Below are 22,236 nucleotides of genomic sequence, written 5' to 3'. Positions count from 1 at the left end.
AGTGCTTTTGCAGGGCAAACAGGCCGAAATGGTATCTTGTCTGGGGGTTTGAGGGTCGATAGACCGTAGGTGTCGTCTAACGTAAGGAGCGTAAACATGTCCAAGCTGGTCACCATCTATGGCGGGTCGGGTTTTGTCGGCAGGTATATCGCTCGGCGTATGGCGAAGGCGGGATGGCGCGTGCGCGTGGCCGTGCGCCGCCCGAACGAAGCGATGCACGTCAAACCCTATGGCGTTGTCGGTCAGGTCGAGCCTGTTCTTTGCAACATCCGCGACGATGCATCGGTGGCCGAAGTGATGGCCGGTGCGGATGCGGTTGTGAACTGCGTTGGCATTCTGGCCAAATCGGGCAAGAACACATTTAACGCGGTTCAGGCCGAAGGGGCGGCCCGTGTGGCACGCCTTGCGGCGGAATCGGGCGTTGCGCAGATGGTGCAGATTTCGGCCATTGGTGCGGATCTGGAAAGCGACAGCGACTATGCCCGCACCAAGGCATTGGGCGAAGCTGGCGTATTGGCACATATGCCCGACGCGGTGATCCTGCGCCCCTCGATCATTTTTGGCAGCGAAGACGGGTTCTTTAACCGCTTTGCAGGCATGTCCCGCTTGGGGCCGATCCTGCCGGTTGTGGGTGCGGACACGATGTTCCAGCCTGTCTATGTGGACGATGTGGCGAAGGCCGTCGAAGTGGCGCTGACCACTGACGGTGTTTCCGGTGTCTACGAGCTGGGCGGGCCTGATGTGGAATCCTTCCGCGCATTGATGGACACGATGCTGGATGTGATCCGCCGTCGCCGCTGGGTTCTGAACATCCCGTTCCCTGTGGCCAATGTCATTGCTTTTGCCATGGAGATTGGCGAGAAACTGTCGCTGGGTATCGTGCCCGCGCAGATCACCCGCGATCAGGTGCAGAACCTGCGCAACGACAACGTGGTAAGCGACGGGGCCAAAGGGCTGTCGGATCTGGGCATCGCGCCTGTGGCGCTGGAATCAGTGCTGCCTGACTATCTGTGGCGGTTCCGCCCCTCGGGTCAGTATGACGCGATCAAGGAAAGCGCTAAGAACCTGCGCACCTAAGCGTAGGCCCAAAGCAGCAGACCGATCCCGAAGATTACACGATAGATGACGTAGGGCGTGAAGCTGACGCTGCGCAGCAGGCGCATCATCAGCACAAGCGCCCCCAGTGCCGCGACAAAGGCAAAGGCCGCAGCGATGCCCGCGTCATGGGCCAGCGCCCAGTTCGCCTGCCCCACCACATCAAGGCTGAGGACCGCGCCCGAGGCGATGATGACGGGGATCGACATCAGCATGGACAGCTTGGCCGCCCCTTCCCGCCCATAGCCCAGCTTGCGCGCGGCGGTGATGGTGATGCCGGAACGCGATGTGCCAGGGATCAGGGCGAGGCATTGCGCCAGCCCCATGTAGATCGCGTGTTTTAGCGTCCAGTCCTGCGCGTCGCGTTCTGTGCCGCCGGTGCGGTCGGCCCAGTACAGCACCACACCAAAGCCCAGCATCGTCCAGCCGATCACCGCGACGGAGCGCATCGCCTCGTCCAACCCCGTGACCTTGATGGCGAGGCCGACGATCAGCGCGGGGATGGTTGCGATGATCAGGCACAGGGCAAGAAACGCGCCGGGCGTATCGCTGCGCCCTTGGGCAAGGCGGCCCAACCCGCGCGCGGCCACGGCCACATCCGAGCGGAAATAGAGAATCACGGCCAGCAGCGTGCCGACATGCACCGCCACATCAATTGCCAAGCCCTGATCCGGCCCGCCGGTCAGGGCGGGCAGAAGGATCAGGTGGCCCGAAGAAGACACCGGCAGAAATTCTGTGATGCCTTGGATGATCGCGACGAGCAAAAGTTGGAAGAGGGTCATGGCGCAGCCTTATCTGAATGGCCTGTTACTAGAAGCCTATGATTCTGAACGCAAACCCGCTCATTAAGTCCGATTCGGACCTTTAATTTGCCAAAAAGTCCAGCAGCGGGCGCTAATTTCTAAAAAATTCCACTAATAGGTCAGCACTGCTGCCTTTTATTGTGCGGGTAAATAGAATATCCCGCGCTGACTGAATCCTTACTGGCAGGAGCGTACCATGGCCGAGCAACCGATGCTGAAATTTGTCAACATTCCACGTGATATGCCCGCCAAGCGTGACGCCAGTGTACGGCGGGAAGATTTCGGCGAGATTTATGCCGAGTACGCGACCGCCAAGGCGCAAGAGCAGTCGAGCCGTTGTTCGCAATGTGGTGTGCCTTATTGCCAGTCGCACTGCCCGCTGAACAACAACATCCCCGACTGGCTGCGCCTGACTGCCGAGGGGCGTCTTCAGGAAGCCTACGAAGTGTCGCAGGCCACCAATACCTTCCCCGAAATCTGTGGCCGCATCTGCCCGCAGGACCGTCTGTGTGAAGGCAACTGTGTGATCGAACAGTCCGGCCACGGCACCGTCACCATCGGGTCGGTCGAGAAATATATTACAGACACCGCGTGGGAAAACGGCTGGGTCCAGCCCATCAAGCCCGCCACCGAGCGCGCCGAGTCTGTTGGCATCATCGGCGCTGGCCCCGGTGGTCTGGCGGCGGCGGATGTGCTGCGCCGTGCGGGCGTGCAGGTCACGATCTATGACCGCTATGACCGTGCGGGCGGGTTGCTGACCTATGGCATCCCCGGCTTCAAGCTGGAGAAGGACGTGGTGATGCGCCGCAACGAACAGCTTGAGCTGGGCGGCGTGACCTTCAAACTGAATTGCACAGTGGGCGAGGACATCTCGTTCGCGGACATCCGTGCGGCCCATGATGCGGTGATTATTGCAACAGGCGTGTACAAAAGCCGCGATCTGACCATGCCGAACGGCGAAGCGTCGGGCATCGAAAAGGCGATTGATTTCCTGACCGCCAGCAACCGCAAAAGCTTTGGCGATGATGTGGCCGAGTTCGACACGGGCCGCTTGAACGCAGCCGGTAAGAAGGTTGTGGTCATCGGCGGTGGCGACACGGCGATGGACTGTGTGCGCACGTCGATCCGTCAGGGTGCGACATCGGTCAAATGCCTGTACCGCCGCGACCGTACCAACATGCCGGGCAGCCAGCGTGAAGTGCAAAACGCCGAGGAAGAAGGCGTGGTATTCGAATGGCTGAGCGCGCCCAAAGGGTTCACCACAGATGGCGACAAGGTTGCGGGCGTAATGGTGCAGAAGATGCGCCTTGGCGCACCGGATGCCACAGGCCGTCAGGCCCCCGAAGTGATCGAGGGTGCGGATTATGTGGAAGAGGCCGATCTGGTCATCAAGGCGCTTGGGTTCGAGCCCGAAGAACTGCCGACACTGTGGGACGAGCCCGCGTTGGAAGTGACCCGTTGGGGCACGATCAAGGCCGAGTTCACCACCGGCAGAACCGGTATGGATGGCGTTTACGCCGTTGGTGACATCGTGCGCGGTGCGTCGTTGGTCGTTTGGGCCATTCGCGACGGTCGCGACTGTGCCGAGGGCATTCTGAACACGTTCAACGCCACTGCGATGGCCGCCGAATAGGGTCGATTTTCGCGATACACCACCTGTGCACAGCCTGTGCACTGTTTGTGCACCGCCCCGTGCACCACAAAAAGACGAAGACAGATTTTAGGTCAGCCAAGCTGCCACACCTAGGAGAGACAACATGAACAAGTCGGGGGGATGCCTGTGCGGTGCTGTACGCTTTGACGCAGTCAACGTGCCCGACTCGTATGGTGTCTGTCATTGTGAAAGCTGCCGCCGCTGGACCGGATCGGCCCTGCTGGAAGTGTCGGTGAAGACCGACGACCTGACATGGCATGGCAGCGAGCATATTGCCCGCCGCGCTTTCTCTGACTGGGCCGAGCGTGCGTGGTGCAAGGAATGCGGCACCGCCCTGTTTTTCCGCCACACCAAACGCGACCAGTGGTTCGGCGGCACCGATCTGCCGCTTGGACTGTTTGACGATCCCAACGGCTTTACCCTAAGCCACGAGATTTTCATCGACCACAAGCCCGACAGCTTTGCCTTGGCCGGAAACGGTCACAAGCAGTTGACGCGCGCCGACGTGGCCGCGTTGAACCCCGATCTGGATGCGGGCGCATGAGGGCCGTGGCGATCATATCGCTGATGCTGGCCTGTGGCAGTGCCATGGCGCAAAGCCCCAACCGGTTCTATCCGCCAGAGGGCTGCACCGGCACGCTGACCGTGCAGTCGCGTAGCTGTCAGGTGGACAATATCTGGACCTGCGACGCCAATCCCGGCCATAGCTGGCGCATGGAGTTTCAGGCCGATGGCCCGAGCTTTATGGCGCGCATCGACAGCGAAACGCAGTGGGTCGAATCCTATGACCTGTTCCCGATGCGCCGTCGCGAGTTGATCCAGCCTTCGGATGATCCGGCAAGCCTGAGCGAATTGCTGGAAACCGGCATCGACAGTTATGATTTCACCATGCGCACGCCCACCGGGCCGGTGCGGGTTGTCGGCTTTGACCGGCTGACGGGCGAAGAGGTCGTGATTGACGACGAACCGCTGTTGGTCACCGAGTTCAGCGCCCGTCACGAAACCACCAGCGGCACGGTGCTGGAACTGTCGGGGCATGAATATGTCTCGCTCCGCCACCGCCGTTTCATTGCCGGTACCTATGAAGGCACCAGCGATGGCACCGCCTTCGAGATCGACCAATCGCCTGTGGACTTCATCTATCCTGATGAGCCCGGCTTTTTTACCAAGACCCCGCTTTACGACTGCGAGGCCTCGCTGGCCCGCTTTGTCCCGTCTGAGAAAGGATATGACCAATGACCAAATATGATGCCGAATGGGTGGCCCGCGAGGAAGCCAAGCGCGCGTTCATGGCCGAAAACGGTCTGTATTCCGAAGCCGAAGAGCACAGCTCTTGCGGGGTCGGCCTTGTTGTGTCGGTGGACGGGTCGCGCAGCCGTGCGGTCGTTGAAAACGGCATCAAGGCGCTGAAGGCGATCTGGCACCGTGGTGCGGTAGATGCGGACGGAAAGACCGGCGATGGCGCGGGCATTCACGTGCAAATTCCGGTGTCGTTCTTTTACGACCAGATCGAACGCACAGGTCACACACCCGACCGCAACCTGCTGATGGCGGTGGGTCAGGTGTTCCTGCCCCGCACCGATTTTGGCGCGCAGGAAACCTGCCGGACCATCGTGGAAACCGAAGTGCTGCGCATGGGCTATTACATCTATGGCTGGCGCCATGTGCCTGTGAATATCTCGTGCCTTGGTGAAAAGGCCAACGCCACCCGCCCCGAGATCGAGCAGATCCTGATTTCGAACACCAAGGGTGTGGACGAGGAAACCTTCGAGCGCGAGTTGTACGTGATCCGTCGCCGCATCGAAAAGGCGGCTGCGGCGGCGCAGGTACCAACGCTGTACATCGCGTCGATGTCGTGCCGGTCGATCATCTACAAAGGCATGATGCTGGCCGAACAGGTGGCGGAATTCTATCCCGACCTGATGGACGAGCGGTTTGAGTCCGCCTTTGCGATCTATCACCAGCGCTATTCCACCAACACCTTCCCGCAGTGGTGGCTGGCACAGCCGTTCCGCATGCTGGCCCATAACGGCGAGATCAACACGCTGAAGGGCAACCTGAACTGGATGAAATCTCACGAGATCCGCATGGCAAGCGGTGCCTTTGGCGACATGGCCGAAGACATCAAGCCCATCGTCGCCTCTGGGTCGTCGGACAGTGCCGCGCTGGACGCGGTGTTCGAGGTGCTGGTGCGCGCGGGGCGCAATGCGCCGATGGCCAAGACGATGCTGGTGCCCGAAAGCTGGTCCAAGCAGGCGGTCGAACTGCCCGAAGCGTGGCGCGACATGTATTCCTATTGCAACTCGGTGATGGAGCCGTGGGACGGCCCTGCCGCGCTGGCGATGACCGACGGTCGCTGGGTCTGTGCGGGTCTGGACCGGAACGGTCTGCGCCCGATGCGCTATGTGGTGACGCGCGACGGCATGGTGATTGCGGGTTCCGAAACCGGCATGGTGCCGCAGGACGAAGCGAACGTGGTCGAAAAGGGCGCGCTTGGCCCCGGTCAGTTGCTGGCCGTGGATATGGTCGATGGCAAGCTGTACCACGACACCGAAATCAAGGACCGTCTGGCCGCCAGCCAGCCCTTTGGCGACTGGGTCGGCAAGATCAAGGAACTGGAACCAGAAATCACCGGCGTGACCGAAAAGGCGCTGTTCGCAGGCGATGACCTGCGCCGCCGCCAGATCGCGGCAGGCTATAGCATCGAGGAACTGGAACAGATCCTGTTGCCAATGGCAGAGGACGGGAAGGAAACGCTGGCCTCGATGGGCGATGACACGCCGTCGGCGGTTCTGTCCAAGAAATACCGCCCGCTGTCGCATTTCTTCCGGCAGAACTTCTCTCAGGTCACGAACCCGCCCATCGACAGCTTGCGCGAATTCCGCGTGATGAGCCTGAAAACGCGGTTCGGGAACCTCAAGAACGTGCTGGACGAAAGCAGCGCGCAGACCGAGATCATCACGCTGGACAGCCCCTTTGTGGGCAACGCGCAGTGGGACGTTCTGACCACGCATTTCAACGCCAATCTGGTGGAGATCGATTGTACCTTTACCCCCGGTGCGGGCGCGCTGAACACCAGCCTTGGCCGTATCCGCCGCGAGGTCGAGGACGCGGTACGGTCCGGTGCGGGTCACATCGTTCTGACAGACCAGCATTCGGACGCGGAAAAGATCGCGATGCCGATGATTCTGGCCACCTCGGCGGTGCACAGCCATCTGACACGCAAAGGGCTGCGGACTTTCTGTTCGCTGAACGTGCGGTCGGCGGAATGTATCGACCCACACTATTTTGCGGTTCTGATCGGCTGTGGTGCGACCGTGGTCAACGCCTATCTGGCCGAAGATTCGCTGGCGGACCGCATTGATCGCGGCCTGCTGGACGGCACCCTGACCGAAGCGGTTGCGCGCTATCGCAACGCGATTGATCAGGGGCTTCTCAAGATCATGGCGAAGATGGGTATTTCCGTTATCTCGTCCTATCGGGGCGGCATGAACTTTGAGGCCGTGGGCCTGTCGCGCGCCATGTGCGCCGAATACTTCCCCGGCATGATCAGCCGCATCAGCGGCATCGGCATCACCGGCATCCAAGCCAAAGCCGAAGGCGTGCACAAGCAAGGTTGGGACGGCACCAACGTGCTGCCCATCGGCGGCTTCTACAAGGCGCGTACCTCGGGCGAGACACACGCGTGGGAAGCGACCTCGATGCATATGCTGCAAATGGCGTGCAACAAGGCGTCCTTTGCCATGTGGAAGCAGTATTCGGCCAAGATGCGGTCGGCCCCGCCGATCCACCTGCGCGACCTGATGGACATCAAGCCGCTTGGCCCTGCCGTGCCGCTGGAAGAAGTGGAAAGCATCACCAGCATCCGCAAACGCTTTGTCACGCCGGGCATGTCGCTGGGGGCGCTGTCGCCCGAGGCGCACAAGACGCTGAACGTGGCGATGAACCGGATCGGTGCCAAGTCGGACAGTGGCGAGGGCGGGGAAGATCCCGCGCATTTCCACCCCGAACCCAATGGCGACAACCCGTCTGCGAAGATCAAGCAGGTGGCATCGGGCCGGTTCGGCGTGACTGCCGAATACCTGAACCAGTGCGAAGAACTGGAGATCAAGGTCGCGCAAGGTGCCAAGCCCGGTGAGGGTGGCCAGTTGCCAGGTATGAAGGTCACCGACCTGATTGCCCGTCTGCGCCATTCGACCAAGGGTGTGACGCTGATCTCGCCGCCGCCGCACCACGACATCTATTCGATCGAGGATCTGGCGCAGCTGATCTATGACCTGAAACAGATCAACCCGCGCTGTAAGGTGACGGTGAAACTGGTTGCGTCCTCGGGCGTGGGCACGATTGCCGCCGGTGTGGCCAAGGCCAAGGCCGATGTGATCCTGATTTCGGGGCACAATGGCGGCACGGGTGCGTCCCCTGCGACCTCGATCAAATATGCGGGTCTGCCATGGGAAATGGGCCTGACCGAAGCGCATCAGGTACTGTCGATGAACAACCTGCGCGGTCGCGTCACCCTGCGCACCGATGGTGGTTTGCGCACGGGCCGCGACATCGTGATGGCCGCCATGCTGGGGGCCGAGGAATACGGCATCGGCACTGCGGCGCTGATCGCGATGGGCTGTATCATGGTGCGTCAGTGCCAGTCCAACACCTGCCCCGTGGGCGTGTGTACGCAGGACGAAGCGCTGCGCGACAAGTTCACCGGCAATGCCGACAAGGTTGTGAACCTGATCACCTTCTATGCGCAGGAAGTGCGTGAATTGCTTGCCTCGATCGGGGCGCGCAGCATGGATGACGTGATTGGCCGTGCGGATCTGCTGGCGCAGGTCAGCCGCGGGTCGGCCCATCTGGACGATCTGGACCTGAACCCGATGCTGATCACTGTCGATGGTGCGGCGGACATCGTCTATAACCGCGACAAGGAACGCAACGCGGTCCCTGACACGCTGGACGCACAGATCGTGCGCGATGCGGCGCGGTTCCTTGAGGATGGCGAAAAGATGCAGCTGTCTTATGCGGTGCAGAACACGCATCGTACCGTGGGCACCCGCACCTCCAGCCACATCGTGCGTAAGTTCGGCATGCGCAACAGCCTGCAACCCGATCACCTGACGGTCAAATTGACCGGTTCGGCGGGCCAGTCGCTGGGTGCTTTCGCGGCACCGGGTCTGAAGCTGGAAGTGTCGGGCGATGCCAACGACTATGTCGGCAAGGGCCTGTCCGGTGGCACGATTGTTGTGCGACCGCCCATGGCCTCGCCCATTGTCGCGTCGGAAAACACCATCATCGGCAACACCGTTCTGTATGGTGCGACCGACGGTTACCTGTTTGCCGCAGGGCGCGCGGGTGAACGGTTTGCGGTGCGCAACTCGGGTGCGAAAGTGGTCATCGAAGGCTGCGGGTCGAACGGGTGTGAATACATGACCGGCGGCGTTGCGGTAATCCTTGGCGAGATCGGTGCGAACTTCGGTGCGGGCATGACGGGCGGTATGGCCTATCTCTACGATCCGCATGGCACTGCGCTGGACCTGATGAACATGGAAACGCTGGTCGCCTGCCCTGTGACCGTGTCCCACTGGATGAGCCAGCTTGAAGAACTGCTGGAGCGTCACCTGCTGGAAACAGGCAGCGTCAAAGCCGCCGACATCCTGCAACACTGGGAAGCGGAGCAGCATCATTTCCTTCAGGTCTGCCCGAAAGAGATGCTGGTGCACCTGCCTGCTCCGCTGAGCCTTGATGCAGGGGCCATTCCGGCGGAGTAAGCCCGCGAGCGGAACCTGTTTACCTGACATAAAGGCCGGCGTGCGAAACGCGCGCCGGCCTTTACCCGTTCAGGGGGCTATGCATAGTGGGCGGGACTGAACTTTAGCGAGAGATTTACGATGGTAAGATTTTTGATGGCCTGCGCGGCAGTTGTTCTGATGTCCGGCGCGGCGATGGCCGACAGATTGAAGGGGAAAGAGGCCGCCGCCTTGCTGGCCGCTGGTCCGTTGCAGTTCCAAGCGGGCAGTGTCGCCACGTTCAAACCGGACGGTACATTCGATTTCCAGCACGCGAATGCGGCCGAAACAGGCACATTCAAAATATCCCCGAACGGGAACGTGGAAATCCGCGACGCCGCCACCAAGAAGAAAAGCAAATTCTACTTTGACCGCAAGGCCAACGGCACAACGGTTGTCTATACCAGCGGACCCAATAAAGGGCGGCGCTACCCCCTCAAATAGCTCGGCTGAGGTTCGGAATGGGCCACCATTTTACTGGCCTTGTCGCGGCTGCCGATATGGGTGCTTTCGGATAGGACTGCCGACACGCGGCTGGGCATGGTGCCGAGTTTGTTGGCAATCACATGTTCCGCATCACCGGACCATTTGAGAACCCAGATTAGGGCGGCATCTGCGGCATTCAGGACGCGAAACTGGGGTGCGATTGCACCGGGTACGGTTTGAATGGTTCCTTCGATCATCTCCGTTTCTCCGAAGTTTAAAAGTGCTTCCGATAGAAGGATGATACCCGAATCGTACACACTCCGTTAGCGATTAACCTTTTGTAATTGATTAGAGTTTTCTGCGTTTTTGGTGAATCAAGCGTTCACGGCTGGACAGGCTGGGGTGCCGCCTTACCTCTGGCCCATGCGTATGTTGATGATCATCTTGATTTTTCTTGCTGTCCCCGTGGCGGCAGAGCCTTTGCGGGTTCTGGCCATCGGGGACAGCATTCTGGCCTGGCACAAGTGGACGGGGCGGGACATCCCGTCTGAAATGGGCGACCTTTTGGGTGCCGAGGTCGAGAATGGCGCGGTTGCAGGCGCGCGGTTTTCCAACGACTCGGCCCTTGGGCGGGCCACAGGGTTCGATGTGCGTGCCCAGTTCCGCCGTGGCACATGGGATCTGGTGCTGGTCAATGGTGGGGCCAACGATCTGCTGGCCGACTGCAATTGCAGTGCCTGCGACACGGTGCTGGACGGGCTGATTGCACCGGACCTGACCGGCGAGGTGCCCAAGCTGATGGCCGAAATCCTGAGCAGTGGCACGCGCGTGGTCTGGATGGGTTACTACCTGAGCGCGCGATCAGGGCAGTTCGCCGGATGCCGCCCCTATCTGGTGGAATATGACGCCCGCATCGCACGGCTGGCGGCGCGCACCGACGGGTTACAGTTCCTCGACAGCGAGGACGCGGTATCGGCAAAGGACCGCAGCCTGTTCGCCTTTGACGGCATCCACCCATCGGCAAAGGGCGCACGCAGAATTGGCACATATCTGGCCCAATCGATCGCACAGTAGTTCACTTGGCCCGCCCGCGCCCCTATAGCTGGGCCATGGCGAAACGCAGCACCAAGAAACGCACTCCGCGCAAGTTCAGGCCTGTGCGCTGGACCCTGAAATGGGCCCTGCGCGGCTTTTGCGTGCTGTTTCTGGTGGCCGTGCTGGGCACGATCCTATGGGGGCTGCTGAACCCGCCGACGACCTTCTACATGATGCAGGAATCGCGCCGTCTGGGCGGGGTGTCGCAGGATTGGACCGCGATGGAGAACATCGCGCCCATCATGCCCCGCGCCGCCGTGGCGGCAGAGGATGCGAATTTCTGCCTGCACTGGGGGCTGGATGTGAACGCGATCCGCGCCGCCATCGAAGAAGGCGGCGGGCGCGGTGCCTCGACCATCAGCCAGCAGGTCGTCAAGAACGTCTACCTCTGGCACGGGCGCACATGGCTGCGCAAAGTGATGGAAGCGGGCATGACCCCGCTGGTCGAAGCGCTGTGGAGCAAGCGGCGCATCCTTGAAGTCTATCTGAACGTGGCCGAGTTCGATGAGGGCGTGTTCGGCGTGCAGGCAGCCGCGCAGCACTATTTCGGCGTTGATGCGGCCGACCTGAGCGACACCCAAGCCGCCCGTCTGGCCGCCGTCCTGCCCGACCCCAAGGACCGGTCCGCAGGTAAACCATCGGGATATGTTCGCAAACGGGCGGCACGGATTCTGGATGGGGCGGCTACGATCCGCGCGGACGGACGCGCGGCGTGTTTCCAGAGTTGAAAACCTGACGCCATGCGTGCATGGATGCCTGACCCCTATCCCACTTTGGAAAAATCATGGCCCGCCTATTTCATGTTCCTTTGTCTCCGTTCTGCCGCAAAGTGCGCCTGAGCCTTGCCGAGAAGAAAATCGAGGTCGAGCTTGTCGAGGAGAAGTACTGGGAGGCGGATCCCGACTTTCTGCGGCGCAATCCGGCGGCCAAAGTGCCGGTGCTGCGCCTTGACGGGGTGATGATGTCGGAAAGCGCGGCGATCTGCGAATATATCGAGGAAACCCGCCCCGAACCGTCGCTAATGCCTTCGGGTGCGACCGAGCGGTTGGAAGTGCGTCGGCTGGTGGGCTGGTTTGACGACAAGTTCCACAACGAGGTGACGTCGAAACTGCTGTACGAGCGGGTGAACAAGAAGGTCATGGGTCAGGGTTTCCCCGACAGTCGCAACGTCAAGGATGGCGCGAAGGCGATCAAATACCATCTGGATTACATGACGTGGCTGCTGGACCATCGCCGCTGGCTGGCGGGGGACAACATGACACTGGCCGATTTCGCGGCGGCGGCGCATCTGTCATCGCTCGACTACATTTCGGACGTGGATTGGAACCGCAGCGTGGCGGTCAAGGACTGGTACGCCAAGATCAAATCCCGCCCCGCATTCCGGTCCATTCTGGCCGATCAGGTCGCGGGTTTCCCGCCACCCGAACATTACAATGATCTGGATTTTTGATCCCTTTGGTCTGACCGGGGGGCGTGGCCCGCGTCACCAAGGGCGCGGGCGTCGCATGTGCGGCGATGTCGGCCCTTTCAGTATTTATGGCCAAAAGAAACTATGGACCTGAAAGAGCGGGTCATATCACGCGCGCTTGACGAAGGGTTTGTGGCCGCGCGCGTGTGCCGCCCCGACGCGGTGCCCGAAGTGGGCGCGCGTTTGTCTGCCTTTGTCGAGGCGGGCTATCACGGGCAGATGGCGTGGATGGCCGACCGGATGCATTGGCGCGCCGATCCGTCCGTGCTGTGGCCCGAGGCGCGGTCGGTCATCATGCTTGCCGAAAGCTATGCGCCACTGCATGATCCGCTCGACGTGCTGGAAAAGCCCCTATTAGGGTCTGTTTCCGTCTATGCGCAGGGGCGCGATTACCATGATATCGTGAAAAAGCGGCTGAAGCGTTTGGCGCGTTGGCTGATCGAAGAAGCAGGGGGCGAGGTGAAGGTGTTTGTGGACACCGCCCCCGTGCCGGAAAAGGCGCTCGGGCAGGCGGCGGGGCTGGGCTGGCAAGGGAAACATACCAACCTTTTAAGCCGTGAATGGGGCAATTGGGCTTTTTTAGGGTCTGTTTTTACCACATTGCCGTTAGAGCCTGATCCGGCAGAGGTGGATCACTGCGGGTCGTGCCGCGCCTGTCTGGATGCCTGCCCGACCAATGCCTTTCCCGCGCCCTATCAACTGGATGCGCGGCGCTGCATCTCTTACCTTACGATTGAGCATAAGGGCCCCGTGGACGAGGCATTGCGCCCCGCCCTTGGCAACCGGATTTACGGTTGTGACGACTGCCTTGCCGCCTGCCCGTGGAACAAGTTCGCGGTCGCGGCAAGCGATATGCGCTACCTCGGCGCGGTGGGTGCGCCGCCGTTGGCCGACCTGGCGGCGCTGGATGATCCGGCCTTCAGGGCGCGGTTCTCAGGCTCGCCCATCAAACGGATCGGGCGGGACAGGTTTGTGCGGAACGTGCTCTATGCCATTGGCAATTCGGGCGATCCGGCGTTGATAGGCGTGGCGCAGGAATTGGCCAGCGATCCGGACGCGACAGTGGCCGAAGCCGCGCGCTGGGCCATCGGGCAATTGCGCGAGAAAGTGTAAGGGGCGGATATGGCGATATTGCTGGGCGTGGACACGGGCGGAACCTACACCGACGCGGTGTTGTTGCGCGATGAAGAGGTGGTGCTGGCCCGCGCCAAGGCGCTGACCACCCGCCACGATCTGGCCATCGGCGTGGGCGAGGCCGTACGCGCCGTGCTGGCACAAAGCGATGTGGCGGCGGAAGACATCGCCATGGCGTCCCTGTCCACAACGCTGGCCACCAACGCGCTGGTCGAGGGGCAAGGCGGGCGCGTCGCGCTGATCTATGTCGGGTTCCGCGCGCAGGATCTTGAGGCGCAGGGCTTGGCCGAGGCGCTGGCCGGTGATCCGGTCTGCGTGTTGGCCGGTGGGCACAACCACGACGGATCCGAAGCGGCCCCGCTGGACGAAGATGCCCTATTAGCCTTTTTAGAGACGCATAAAGAGGATGTGAGCGGCTTTGCCGTGGCGGCGCAATTTGCCACCCGTAACCCTGCGCATGAACGGCGTGTGGTCGAACGGGTGCGCGAGGTGACGGGGCGCCCCGTCTCGGCCAGCCACCATTTGTCGGCCAAGCTGGGCGGTCCCAAACGGGCGCTGACGGCGGTGCTGAATGCGCGACTGATCGGGATGATCGACGCGCTGATCGGGCGTGCGGAAAGCGAGTTGCAAGAGATCGGAGTGCAAGCCCCGATGATGGTGGTGCGCGGTGACGGGGCGCTGATGTCCGCCGCACAGGCCCGTTTGAGCCCGATAGAGACGATTCTGTGCGGGCCTGCAGCCTCGATCGTAGGGGCGCGATGGTTGACCGGGGCCGAGCGCGCTTTGGTCAGTGATATTGGCGGGACCACCACGGATGTCGCGATGCTGGAAGGCGGGCGACCTGCCATTGATCCCGATGGCGCGCGCGTTGGCCCCTATCGCACCATGGTCGAGGCGGTAGCGATGCGCACCACCGGCCTTGGCGGTGATAGCGAGGTGCATTTCACGACCGAAGGGTTGGCCGGTGGCGTGACCCTCGGGCCGCGCCGCGTTTTGCCCGTATCGCTACTCGCCACTCAAGAGCCGGAGGTTGTTCTGCCGGTGTTGGAGGCGCAGATGCGAAACACCACGCCGAATGCGCATGACGGGCGCTTTGTCCGCGCGGTGACAGGGGTGCATGCGGGCGGTCTGGGCACACGCGAGGCGGATTTGCTGGCGCGGATCGGAACGGAGGTCCAGCCCTTGGCGGCGGTGCTGCGCACGCGGATCGATCACGGCGCGCTTAAGAAGTTGGTGGCACGCGGCCTTGTGCAAGTGTCAGCCCTGACCCCGTCGGATGCGTGCCACGTGCTAGGACGGTTGGAGGCGTGGGACACGGCGGCAGCGAGGATGGCCTGCCAGTTGTTCGGGCGGCGGCGGACTGGCGCGGGCAAGGTGCTGGCACAATCGGCCGAAGAAATGGCGCAGATCGTTATCGACCAACTGACCCATCAGACGGGACTGGCGATGTTGCAGGCGGCCCTTGCGGCGGACGGGCTGGACGAAGCGCTTGCGAGCCACATCCTGATGCAGAAGGGGTTGGGTGGTCACTGCGATGCAACGCGCATATCGACCGGCCTGGGCGTGCCGGTGATCGGGCTGGGTGCCTCGGCGGCGACCTATTATCCGGCGGTGGGCGTGCAGATGGGCACCGAGATGATCCTGCCGCAGGACGCAGCGGTGGCCAATGCCATCGGCGCTGTGGTCGGGCGCGTCACCATGCGGCAAAGCGGCACTGTAACCTCGCCCAGCGAAGGACGGTTCCGCGTGCATCTGGACACAGGGATCGAGGATTTCAGCGCGTCAGAGGACGCTTTGCGCTTGTTAGAGACTGTTTTGACTGAAAAAGCCCGCGCGGACGCAGAGGCGGCGGGCGTGGATGACATTGAGGTGCAAGTGACGCGGGACATCAGCACCGTTCAGGCAGAGGCACGCGAGGTTTTCGTGCAGGCGATAGTGACTGTTGCAGCCACAGGGCGTCCTCGGGTCGCGGTAGACGCGACATAGCAAAACGCCGCACCATGTAGCGGGCGGCCAATATCCCCCATTTAGGGACTGGTTTTTGAGATTTCCAAAGGTTCGGCCCGGAGCGCGCAAACGCTCCGGGCCCCGTCAGGTTAAGTCTTGGGCTTAGTTGACGGCCTTGGCATCAACCACATCGGTTTCGATCGCTTTTTGACCGGCGATCTCGATGCGACGGGGTTTCAATGCCTCGGGCACTTCTTTGATCAGATCAATGTGCAGCATGCCGTCCACGTGGGACGCGCCTGTGACCACAACGTGATCGGCAAGGTGGAAGCGGCGCTCGAACGCGCGGGTGGCGATACCACGGTGGAGGTAGGATTTCTGATCCTCGTCCGCCTTGTTGGCCGACACGATCAGGCTCTTTTCCTTGACCTCGACATTCAGGTCCGCAGCAGAGAACCCTGCAACAGCGACAGAGATGCGATAGGCATCATCGTCGGTCTTTTCGATGTTGTAGGGCGGGTATGTGTTTGGTGTGGTTTCGGTGGCCAGCACGCGATCCATCAGATCAGCGATTTGGTCAAAACCGACAGTTGCGCGGTAAAGCGGTGCAAAATCATATGTACGCATTGTTATCCTCACTTGAGCGATGACAGGCGGGCCTTCCATCATGGACAGTCCCGCGGGTTGCTATGGTCGGACCCCAAGTCGGGCATCCGATGCATCAAATGTGGGGGGTATTTTTGCCCGTTCAAGCCCCCAAATCAGGGTCGGACGAATTTCGCACCTGTGCCGGTGCGTGTGCTGCTGCTGCCAACCGTGATCCTGCGGGGCTTGGCCGTGGGCGGGGCGGTCTGCATCCGCAGCTGCGCCCTGAGTTCGTCGATGCGGGCGGGCAGCACCATGCCAAGCGCGCGTTTGTCCCCATCGACTTCGATCATGCCGGAGATAACCGAGATGATCCGCCCCCGCCCGTTCATGTGCGAAAACACGGGCGAGCCGGAGGAGCCGAAAGTAACATCACAATCAAAGACCATCGCATCACCCTGCCGCGCCAGTAGGTTGCACGCCTTCTGCCGCGACTGCGCCTCGGCACGGTTGCGGCCATAGGACACCGCGCTGACAGGGCCGGTTGCGATACGGCCGTCGTGGATTTGGAACGGGGGCACCTCGAACGTCGAAATGGGCGTTTCAAGCCGTATTAGAGCCACATCATAGGCAATACTGGTGGCCGTGATCCCGCCATCGGGGACAAACCGTGCATGGGCGGCGGCATCGCGTGCGGCGCGGCTGGCCACTGCCGTGCCATTGCGCAGACCCGCATGGAAGGTGATGTCGGATGTTGCCCAAGGCTGCCCCGTGTCGGGGTGGTAGAGGCAATGCGCCGCCGTCAGCACAAGGTCCGGCGCGATCAGCGTGCCAGAGCAAAACGCCCCGCGCCCGAAATCAATACGCCCCACGGCCTTCCAGCTTGCGGATTCGTAGTCGCCCTCAAGCGATTGCAAGGCGCTGGTCTGCGCCTGTGCGCCCGCAGCGAAGATCAGACAAAATAATAGGGCCAGACGCCTCATGGCCGGATGAACTTGGCCCCGGTGTCGTTGCGATCCCCCGCGCCGACACTGCGGGCCAGTTTGCCTTCTTGGGCGACCATTTCGGCCTGAAGCTGGGCCAGTGGTGCGCCAAGGGACGTGCCAAGCGAAACCGCTTTGCCGTCCACTTCGGCCTTGGCCGAGACGACCGACACGATCTGCACCTCGTTATCGCGCACCAGAAAGATCGGCGCGCCGGAACTGCCAAAATCGACTGTGCAGGACGTGACCAACATGCCCTGTTGCAGCGCCAGAATGCTGCACAATTCCTGAAGCGAGGGCGCTTCGGACCGCCCTTTGCCATAGCTCACCACCGCCACTTTCGCGCCGCGACGCGGCTTGGCCTCGGTCGAGAAGGGCATGATCTTGCCGTTGCGGATCGGGTGGTCAAGTTGCAGCAGCGCCAGATCGGTGCCGACGCCGCCTGACCCGACCTCGCTTGCATAGGTGTAGTCGGGATGCACCACCGCCCGTTTGATACTGCGATAGGCCGAGGCGCGCCCGTCGCGCCATCCGGCCAGAAACTCGATCGAACGGTGGTCGATCCGTGCGCCGGTGGCCTTGTCGAACAGGCAATGCGCCGCCGTCAGCACCATGTTCGATGCGATCAACGCGCCGGTGCAAAATCCGGTGCCGCCCACGTTCAAACGCCCGACAGCTTCCCACGCTTTGGCCTCGTCGCCCGTGGTCAGGCGGCGCAGGCGGGATTCTTGCGCGAACGCAGTCGAAGTCACCACCAAAGCAACCATAGAAAGAGCCATCCAGCGGCGCATAGCATCCCTTGTGTCGACGTCAGAGTTGCCAAGGCACTAGACAGCAAAGGGGGCAGAATTAGGGCACGCGCTGCATTTACCTTAAATTGGACACGTCGGACGGGGCACGATCCAGCCCGGCGGGACGTGGCCCGCCCGTGGCCCAATCCAGCAGTTCGACCGTGTGTACCACTGGCACCCCCGCGGCCGAGCCGATCTGCATCATGCAGCCGATGTTTCCGGCGGCGATAATGTCGGGGTTGTGGGCCATCAAGGTGGCAACCTTGCGGTCCTTCAACTGCTTGGAAATCTCGGGCTGCATCAGGTTATACGTGCCTGCCGATCCGCAGCACAGATGGCTGTCAGCAGGCTCTAACACGGTGAATCCGGCCTTTTTCAGCAGATCCTTGGGGAAGGTCTTGATCTGCTGGCCGTGTTGCAGCGAACAGGCCGCGTGATAGGCGACGGTCATGCCTTGGGGCGCGCTTTCGGGCGGGTCCAGCTTCATCAGCACCTCGCTCACATCCATCGCGATGGAGGCCACGCGCGCCGCGTCCTCAGCTAGCGGGTCGTTGCGGAACATATGCCCGTAATCCTTGACCGTGGTACCGCAGCCCGACGTGTTGATGACAATCGCATCCAGGCCTTCGCCATCCATCTCGCGCGCCCAAGCGGTGATGTTGTTGGCCGCCGAGGCATGGCTTTGCGCGGTTTTGCCCATGTGGTGGGTAATCGCGCCACAGCACCCCGCCCCTTCTGCCACCACAACCTCGCAGCCCAAACGGGTGAGCAGCCGGATCGTGGCGTCGTTGATATCGGTGTTCAGCGCCTTCTGTGCACAGCCCGTCATCAACGCAACGCGCATCTTTTTCGTCGTCGCAGGCGCAAAGCTTTGCGGGTCGTCATTGCGGCTGAAGGGGGGGATATGTTTCGGCGCCATGTCCAGCATCGCACGCAGGCGCGCATCGGGCATCAGCCGCGCAAAGGGCCGCCCGATCTTGGCCCCCAGCAGTGCCAGCCGGAAGCGGGTCGGATAGGGCAGGATTTGCGCCAGCATCCACCGCAACATGCGATCCCCGAGGGGGCGCTTGTAGTTATCCTCGATATATTCACGCGCATGGTCGACCAGATGCATGTAATGCACCCCCGACGGGCAGGTGGTCATGCAGGCAAGGCAGGACAGACAGCGGTCGATATGCTTTACCACCTTTTCGTCCGGCACGCGGTCGTTTTCCAGCATATCCTTGATCAAGTAGATTCGCCCGCGCGGACTGTCCAACTCGTCCCCCAGCACCTGATAGGTCGGGCAGGTCGCCGTGCAAAATCCGCAATGCACACAGTTACGCAGGATTTCATTGCTGCGCTGGATAGCGGGCTTGCTAAGCTGTGCGGGGGTAAACGTGGTTTGCATGGTTTATCCTTGCCCTAAGTGGAAGAGGCGTGTGGCGCGGCCCAAGGCCAGCGATATGGGGCGGCGCACCTTCACGGTGCCGCGAGGTGGCGGGCTGTGGCAAAGCCGAACCAAGGCACGGTCGTGCCCATGGCCAGCACGGCGCGGCTGATACGGCGCAACGTGCGTGTCGGACGGGTGGCAAGCACACCGCGCATCACCATCGCCAGCACAAAAATCCACGCCAGCCAGATCAGCGCGACACTGGCAAACAGCGGCGCGGGATCCGGTGCAAGTGTGACACGCAGATCATTGCGCAGCGTATAGCTGATGGCGGCACAGATCGACGCCCCCAAGGCCAGCGGCCAACGACGCCCCTGCCGCCGCCCCAAGATCAGGAACAGCGCAGGCCCGACCACAAAAGCCATGGCATAAAGCACCACAACCATCATGCCGCCATCAGTCCGGTGTTCAGAATGCCGCGCGGATCGAACCGTACGCGCAATGCCCTTGTCAACGCCGCAATGCCCGCCGCTTCGGGCTGGAACACAGGCACGGCGGCGCGCAAATCCTCCGGCCCCTTGATCAGGGTCGCATGCCCGCCAAGCGTCGCGACGGTAGCCTGCAAGCCGGTGTGGGTCGCTGCATCCGCCTCCCACGCCCCGATCCAGACAAGGCCACCGCCCCAGCCCATCATCGCCTCACAACCGTCGGGCAGGCTAGCGATGACCGTAGGCCCGTCGCTGGGTTTGACCGACACGCGCCAGACAGCAGCATGGTTGTGCAGCGGAACCGCATCCCGCACCCGCGTCCAGTCTGCCGCATCGTCCCGCTCTGCCGTACCATGGGTGCGCAAAACCGCCTGCAACGCACCGGCGCGATAATCCACCGAACTGGCAAACCCCTCAATCCGCAACCAGACCGCCCCGTCAATCCACGCCGCACCGGACACTTCGTAAGGAGAGCCGAGCGCCGCACTCATCGCTGCGACGGCACGTTCGGGCGTAAGCCCATCGATTACCAAGGTAGTCGCAGCTTCGACATCCGGCAGCACCTTGAAACTCACCTCGGTCAGAACGCCCAATGTCCCCCACGATCCGCTCATCAGCTTCACCAGATCATAGCCGGTCACATTCTTCATCACGCGGCCACCGTTCTTGATGACAGACCCCGCCCCGTCCACAAACCGCACACCCAGCGCAAAATCCCGCGCTGCCCCTGCCTGTATGCGGCGCGGCCCGCTGGCATTGGTCGCAATTACCCCGCCAATCGTGCTGCGCCCCTGCGTCTCCAGCATGCCTGTCAGATCATAAGGCTCAAAAGCCAGACGCTGGTTCTCCGCCCGCAGCGCCGCCTCGATATCATCCAAGGGCGTGCCCGCCTGCGCCACCATCGTTAATGCTCCCGGCTCATACAGTGTCACACCGGACAGGGCCGACAGGTCCAGAACCTCGCCCCGCACCACCCGACCAACTGACCGCGTGCCGCCACCGCGTATCCGCAACGGCCCGTTCGCGGATTTCACCGCGTCAACAACTTCGGCTTCACTGGTCAAGGGTATCATCTTCTCTGTTCCCAAAAATCCCGGGGGAAGGCCGACAGGCCTGGGGGCTGGCCCCCATTTACTCCGCCGCCAAAGCAGCCGAACGGCGAGGTTGTGTGACCGCCAGCGGAAACACCTTGGCAGGGTTCAACAACCACTTCGGATCGAACACATCCTTGACGGCCATCTGCGCCTCCAGATCGGCGGGCGCATATTGATGGGTCATCAGATCGCGTTTTTCGATGCCCACCCCGTGCTCTCCGGTCAGGCAACCGCCAACCTCGACACACAGCTTCAACACCTCCGCGCCGAATTCCTCGCAAATCTCCAGATCACCGGGCTTGTTGGCATCATAGCAAATCAGCGGATGCATATTGCCGTCGCCTGCGTGAAACACATTGCCCACGGCCAGCCCGTATTTCTTCGACATCTCGCCGATACGGCGCAGCACATAGGGTAGTTCGCTGACAGGAATCGTACCATCCAGACACATATAATCGCTGACCCGACCAATGGCCGAAAACGCCGCCTTGCGCCCTGCCCAGATGCGCAAGGATTCCTCCGGCGATGCACTCTCGCGCAGCGCCACCGGATTGTGCCGTTTGGCGATGTCGGTGATCAGGGCCAACTGGTTGTCGATCTCGGCCTCGGAGCCCTCAACCTCGACGATCAACAAGGCCTCGCACATAGGATAATCGGCTTTGGCAAAATCCTCGCAGACCTCGATCAGCAACCGGTCCATGAACTCGATGGCAACGGGCAACACCCCCGCCTTGATAATGTCCGCCACACAGGCACCCGCGACCTCTGCACTGTCAAACCCCATCAACACAGGGCGCGCGCCCTCGGGCTTGTGCAGAATGCGCAATGTCGCCTCGGTCACGACGCCCAACTGCCCTTCGGACCCGCAGATCACACCCAGCAGGTCCAGCCCACCCGCATCCAGATACGCACCGCCGATCTCGACAATCTCGCCATCCATCTGGACAAGCGTCACCCCCATGAGGTTGTTCGTCGTCACGCCGTATTTCAGACAATGCGCCCCGCCCGAATTCATTGCGACATTGCCCGCAATCGCACAGGCCAACTGGCTCGACGGGTCCGGCGCGTAAAAGAACCCGTCGGCCTCAACCGCGCCGGTCACAGACAAGTTTGTGCGCCCCGTCTGCACACGGATAAAGCGGTTGTCATAGTCGGTTTCCAACACGGCATTCATCCGTGCCACCCCAAGGATCACGCAATCCGCCGTCGGCAACGCACCACCGGCCAATGACGTCCCCGACCCGCGCGGCACAACAGGCACGCCCTCTTCATAACAGACCCGCAACACGGCCGAGACTTCCTGAGTCGTCGACGGCAGCACCGCCACCATAGGCGGACAGCGATATGCGGTCAGCGCGTCACACTCATAGGCACGCGTTTCCATCGGATCGTCGATCACCGCATCACGGGGCAAAACCTCGCGGAACCGCTCGACCACTCGCGCCTTGCGCGCAAGGACCGCAGCGTCAGGTACCGGCATTTCCATGAGCGACCTCCCGTTGATTGGTAAAATAATAT

Annotated in this window: 20 protein-coding genes; 11 read left to right on the top strand and 9 right to left on the bottom strand. The window is 61.8% G+C overall.

The features are described 5' to 3' along the window. Nucleotides 1–96: 96 nt before the first annotated feature. Entirely contained in the window at nucleotides 97–1,077 is a 981-nt protein-coding gene (locus tag AC6GQJ_RS12150; RefSeq protein WP_500768574.1) for a complex I NDUFA9 subunit family protein, read from the top strand. On the opposite strand, the gene AC6GQJ_RS12145 is transcribed toward AC6GQJ_RS12150, so the two are convergent. Beyond that, a complete protein-coding gene (locus AC6GQJ_RS12145; protein WP_500768572.1) occupies nucleotides 1,074–1,877 on the bottom strand; it encodes an undecaprenyl-diphosphate phosphatase in 804 nt (267 codons plus the stop codon). The two genes, AC6GQJ_RS12150 and AC6GQJ_RS12145, sit on opposite strands and share 4 nt — an antisense overlap. A gap of 217 nt (nucleotides 1,878–2,094) precedes the next feature. On the opposite strand from AC6GQJ_RS12145, the gene AC6GQJ_RS12140 reads away from it, so the two are divergent. The 5 genes from AC6GQJ_RS12140 to AC6GQJ_RS12120 all read left to right on the top strand — a co-directional run bounded on the left by AC6GQJ_RS12140 (nucleotide 2,095) and on the right by AC6GQJ_RS12120 (nucleotide 9,779). After that, a complete protein-coding gene (locus AC6GQJ_RS12140; protein ID WP_500768570.1) occupies nucleotides 2,095–3,531 on the top strand; it encodes an NAD(P)-dependent oxidoreductase in 1,437 nt (478 codons plus the stop codon). Nucleotides 3,532–3,655: 124 nt separating this feature from the next. Then, the gene (locus AC6GQJ_RS12135; protein ID WP_500768568.1) at nucleotides 3,656–4,096 is read left to right on the top strand and encodes a GFA family protein; all 441 of its coding nucleotides are present in this window, start codon (nucleotides 3,656–3,658) and stop codon (nucleotides 4,094–4,096) included. Continuing rightward, nucleotides 4,093–4,791 carry a hypothetical protein gene (locus AC6GQJ_RS12130; RefSeq protein WP_500768566.1) on the top strand — a complete coding sequence of 233 codons (699 nt, stop codon included), beginning with the start codon at nucleotides 4,093–4,095 and terminating at the stop codon, nucleotides 4,789–4,791. The genes AC6GQJ_RS12135 and AC6GQJ_RS12130 overlap by 4 nt, the downstream gene beginning before the upstream one ends. Continuing rightward, nucleotides 4,788–9,317 carry a glutamate synthase large subunit gene (gene gltB, locus AC6GQJ_RS12125; protein ID WP_500768564.1) on the top strand — a complete coding sequence of 1,510 codons (4,530 nt, stop codon included), beginning with the start codon at nucleotides 4,788–4,790 and terminating at the stop codon, nucleotides 9,315–9,317. The genes AC6GQJ_RS12130 and gltB overlap by 4 nt, the downstream gene beginning before the upstream one ends. A 120-nt stretch (nucleotides 9,318–9,437) precedes the next feature. Next, on the top strand, nucleotides 9,438–9,779 hold the full coding sequence (locus AC6GQJ_RS12120; RefSeq protein ID WP_500768563.1) for a hypothetical protein: 342 nt from the start codon (nucleotides 9,438–9,440) through the stop codon (nucleotides 9,777–9,779). Here the strand turns inward: AC6GQJ_RS12120 and AC6GQJ_RS12115 are convergent. Then, nucleotides 9,764–10,018 (bottom strand): hypothetical protein, encoded by a 255-nt coding sequence (locus AC6GQJ_RS12115; RefSeq protein WP_500768561.1) that lies wholly within the window; start codon nucleotides 10,016–10,018, stop codon nucleotides 9,764–9,766. The genes AC6GQJ_RS12120 and AC6GQJ_RS12115 overlap by 16 nt on opposite strands. 178 nt (nucleotides 10,019–10,196) lie before the next feature. Between AC6GQJ_RS12115 and AC6GQJ_RS12110 the strand changes: the two genes are divergently transcribed. The 5 genes from AC6GQJ_RS12110 (at nucleotide 10,197) to AC6GQJ_RS12090 (ending at nucleotide 15,444) form a co-directional block, all read left to right on the top strand. Then, on the top strand, nucleotides 10,197–10,835 hold the full coding sequence (locus tag AC6GQJ_RS12110; protein ID WP_500768559.1) for an SGNH/GDSL hydrolase family protein: 639 nt from the start codon (nucleotides 10,197–10,199) through the stop codon (nucleotides 10,833–10,835). A gap of 35 nt (nucleotides 10,836–10,870) precedes the next feature. Continuing rightward, entirely contained in the window at nucleotides 10,871–11,584 is a 714-nt protein-coding gene (gene mtgA, locus AC6GQJ_RS12105) for a monofunctional biosynthetic peptidoglycan transglycosylase (protein ID WP_500768557.1), read from the top strand. Nucleotides 11,585–11,640: 56 nt separating this feature from the next. Continuing rightward, nucleotides 11,641–12,306, top strand: a complete 666-nt coding sequence (gene fzlA / locus AC6GQJ_RS12100; RefSeq protein ID WP_500768555.1) for an FtsZ-binding protein FzlA — start codon at nucleotides 11,641–11,643, stop codon at nucleotides 12,304–12,306. 102 nt (nucleotides 12,307–12,408) lie between these two features. Beyond that, on the top strand, nucleotides 12,409–13,437 hold the full coding sequence (gene queG / locus AC6GQJ_RS12095) for a tRNA epoxyqueuosine(34) reductase QueG (RefSeq protein ID WP_500768553.1): 1,029 nt from the start codon (nucleotides 12,409–12,411) through the stop codon (nucleotides 13,435–13,437). Between the two features lie 9 nt (nucleotides 13,438–13,446). Further along, nucleotides 13,447–15,444: a hydantoinase/oxoprolinase N-terminal domain-containing protein gene (locus AC6GQJ_RS12090; RefSeq protein WP_500768551.1), complete on the top strand. Its 1,998-nt coding sequence runs from the start codon at nucleotides 13,447–13,449 to the stop codon at nucleotides 15,442–15,444. A 123-nt stretch (nucleotides 15,445–15,567) separates the two neighbouring features. Here AC6GQJ_RS12090 and AC6GQJ_RS12085 read toward each other — a convergent pair whose 3' ends face one another. The 7 genes from AC6GQJ_RS12085 to AC6GQJ_RS12055 all read right to left on the bottom strand — a co-directional run bounded on the left by AC6GQJ_RS12085 (nucleotide 15,568) and on the right by AC6GQJ_RS12055 (nucleotide 22,204). Then, the gene (locus AC6GQJ_RS12085) at nucleotides 15,568–16,032 is read right to left on the bottom strand and encodes an Hsp20 family protein (RefSeq protein WP_500768549.1); all 465 of its coding nucleotides are present in this window, start codon (nucleotides 16,030–16,032) and stop codon (nucleotides 15,568–15,570) included. A 134-nt stretch (nucleotides 16,033–16,166) separates the two neighbouring features. After that, nucleotides 16,167–16,973 (bottom strand): trypsin-like serine peptidase, encoded by an 807-nt coding sequence (locus AC6GQJ_RS12080; protein WP_500768547.1) that lies wholly within the window; start codon nucleotides 16,971–16,973, stop codon nucleotides 16,167–16,169. Next, the gene (locus AC6GQJ_RS12075; RefSeq protein WP_500768545.1) at nucleotides 16,970–17,764 is read right to left on the bottom strand and encodes a trypsin-like serine peptidase; all 795 of its coding nucleotides are present in this window, start codon (nucleotides 17,762–17,764) and stop codon (nucleotides 16,970–16,972) included. Before AC6GQJ_RS12075 ends, AC6GQJ_RS12080 begins: the two co-directional genes overlap by 4 nt. Nucleotides 17,765–17,840: 76 nt before the next feature. Further along, the gene (glcF, locus tag AC6GQJ_RS12070) at nucleotides 17,841–19,154 is read right to left on the bottom strand and encodes a glycolate oxidase subunit GlcF (RefSeq protein WP_500768543.1); all 1,314 of its coding nucleotides are present in this window, start codon (nucleotides 19,152–19,154) and stop codon (nucleotides 17,841–17,843) included. 71 nt (nucleotides 19,155–19,225) lie between these two features. Beyond that, entirely contained in the window at nucleotides 19,226–19,585 is a 360-nt protein-coding gene (locus AC6GQJ_RS12065; RefSeq protein ID WP_500768541.1) for a hypothetical protein, read from the bottom strand. Further along, a complete protein-coding gene (glcE, locus tag AC6GQJ_RS12060; protein WP_500768539.1) occupies nucleotides 19,582–20,697 on the bottom strand; it encodes a glycolate oxidase subunit GlcE in 1,116 nt (371 codons plus the stop codon). Before glcE ends, AC6GQJ_RS12065 begins: the two co-directional genes overlap by 4 nt. A 58-nt stretch (nucleotides 20,698–20,755) precedes the next feature. Continuing rightward, on the bottom strand, nucleotides 20,756–22,204 hold the full coding sequence (locus AC6GQJ_RS12055) for an FAD-linked oxidase C-terminal domain-containing protein (RefSeq protein WP_500768537.1): 1,449 nt from the start codon (nucleotides 22,202–22,204) through the stop codon (nucleotides 20,756–20,758). Between the last annotated feature and the right edge of the window lie 32 nt (nucleotides 22,205–22,236).

The sequence above is a fragment of the Tateyamaria sp. 7Alg 36 genome (assembly GCF_059882455.1).
Note: the sequence above shows the minus strand (reverse complement) of the source record. Positions and strands in the feature narration are given on the sequence as shown.

Coding starts and splice junctions, on each gene's coding strand:
- AC6GQJ_RS12150 (WP_500768574.1), top strand. CDS start 97: ATGTCCAAGCTGGTCACCATCTATGGCGGGTCGGGTTTTGTCGGCAGG.
- AC6GQJ_RS12140 (WP_500768570.1), top strand. CDS start 2,095: ATGGCCGAGCAACCGATGCTGAAATTTGTCAACATTCCACGTGATATG.
- glcF (WP_500768543.1), bottom strand. CDS start 19,154: ATGCAAACCACGTTTACCCCCGCACAGCTTAGCAAGCCCGCTATCCAG.
- gltB (WP_500768564.1), top strand. CDS start 4,788: ATGACCAAATATGATGCCGAATGGGTGGCCCGCGAGGAAGCCAAGCGC.
- AC6GQJ_RS12115 (WP_500768561.1), bottom strand. CDS start 10,018: ATGATCGAAGGAACCATTCAAACCGTACCCGGTGCAATCGCACCCCAG.
- AC6GQJ_RS12080 (WP_500768547.1), bottom strand. CDS start 16,973: ATGAGGCGTCTGGCCCTATTATTTTGTCTGATCTTCGCTGCGGGCGCA.
- fzlA (WP_500768555.1), top strand. CDS start 11,641: ATGGCCCGCCTATTTCATGTTCCTTTGTCTCCGTTCTGCCGCAAAGTG.
- AC6GQJ_RS12075 (WP_500768545.1), bottom strand. CDS start 17,764: ATGCGCCGCTGGATGGCTCTTTCTATGGTTGCTTTGGTGGTGACTTCG.
- queG (WP_500768553.1), top strand. CDS start 12,409: ATGGACCTGAAAGAGCGGGTCATATCACGCGCGCTTGACGAAGGGTTT.
- AC6GQJ_RS12090 (WP_500768551.1), top strand. CDS start 13,447: ATGGCGATATTGCTGGGCGTGGACACGGGCGGAACCTACACCGACGCG.
- AC6GQJ_RS12130 (WP_500768566.1), top strand. CDS start 4,093: ATGAGGGCCGTGGCGATCATATCGCTGATGCTGGCCTGTGGCAGTGCC.
- AC6GQJ_RS12120 (WP_500768563.1), top strand. CDS start 9,438: ATGGTAAGATTTTTGATGGCCTGCGCGGCAGTTGTTCTGATGTCCGGC.
- AC6GQJ_RS12145 (WP_500768572.1), bottom strand. CDS start 1,877: ATGACCCTCTTCCAACTTTTGCTCGTCGCGATCATCCAAGGCATCACA.
- AC6GQJ_RS12135 (WP_500768568.1), top strand. CDS start 3,656: ATGAACAAGTCGGGGGGATGCCTGTGCGGTGCTGTACGCTTTGACGCA.
- glcE (WP_500768539.1), bottom strand. CDS start 20,697: ATGATACCCTTGACCAGTGAAGCCGAAGTTGTTGACGCGGTGAAATCC.
- AC6GQJ_RS12110 (WP_500768559.1), top strand. CDS start 10,197: ATGATCATCTTGATTTTTCTTGCTGTCCCCGTGGCGGCAGAGCCTTTG.
- AC6GQJ_RS12055 (WP_500768537.1), bottom strand. CDS start 22,204: ATGGAAATGCCGGTACCTGACGCTGCGGTCCTTGCGCGCAAGGCGCGA.
- AC6GQJ_RS12085 (WP_500768549.1), bottom strand. CDS start 16,032: ATGCGTACATATGATTTTGCACCGCTTTACCGCGCAACTGTCGGTTTT.
- mtgA (WP_500768557.1), top strand. CDS start 10,871: ATGGCGAAACGCAGCACCAAGAAACGCACTCCGCGCAAGTTCAGGCCT.
- AC6GQJ_RS12065 (WP_500768541.1), bottom strand. CDS start 19,585: ATGATGGTTGTGGTGCTTTATGCCATGGCTTTTGTGGTCGGGCCTGCG.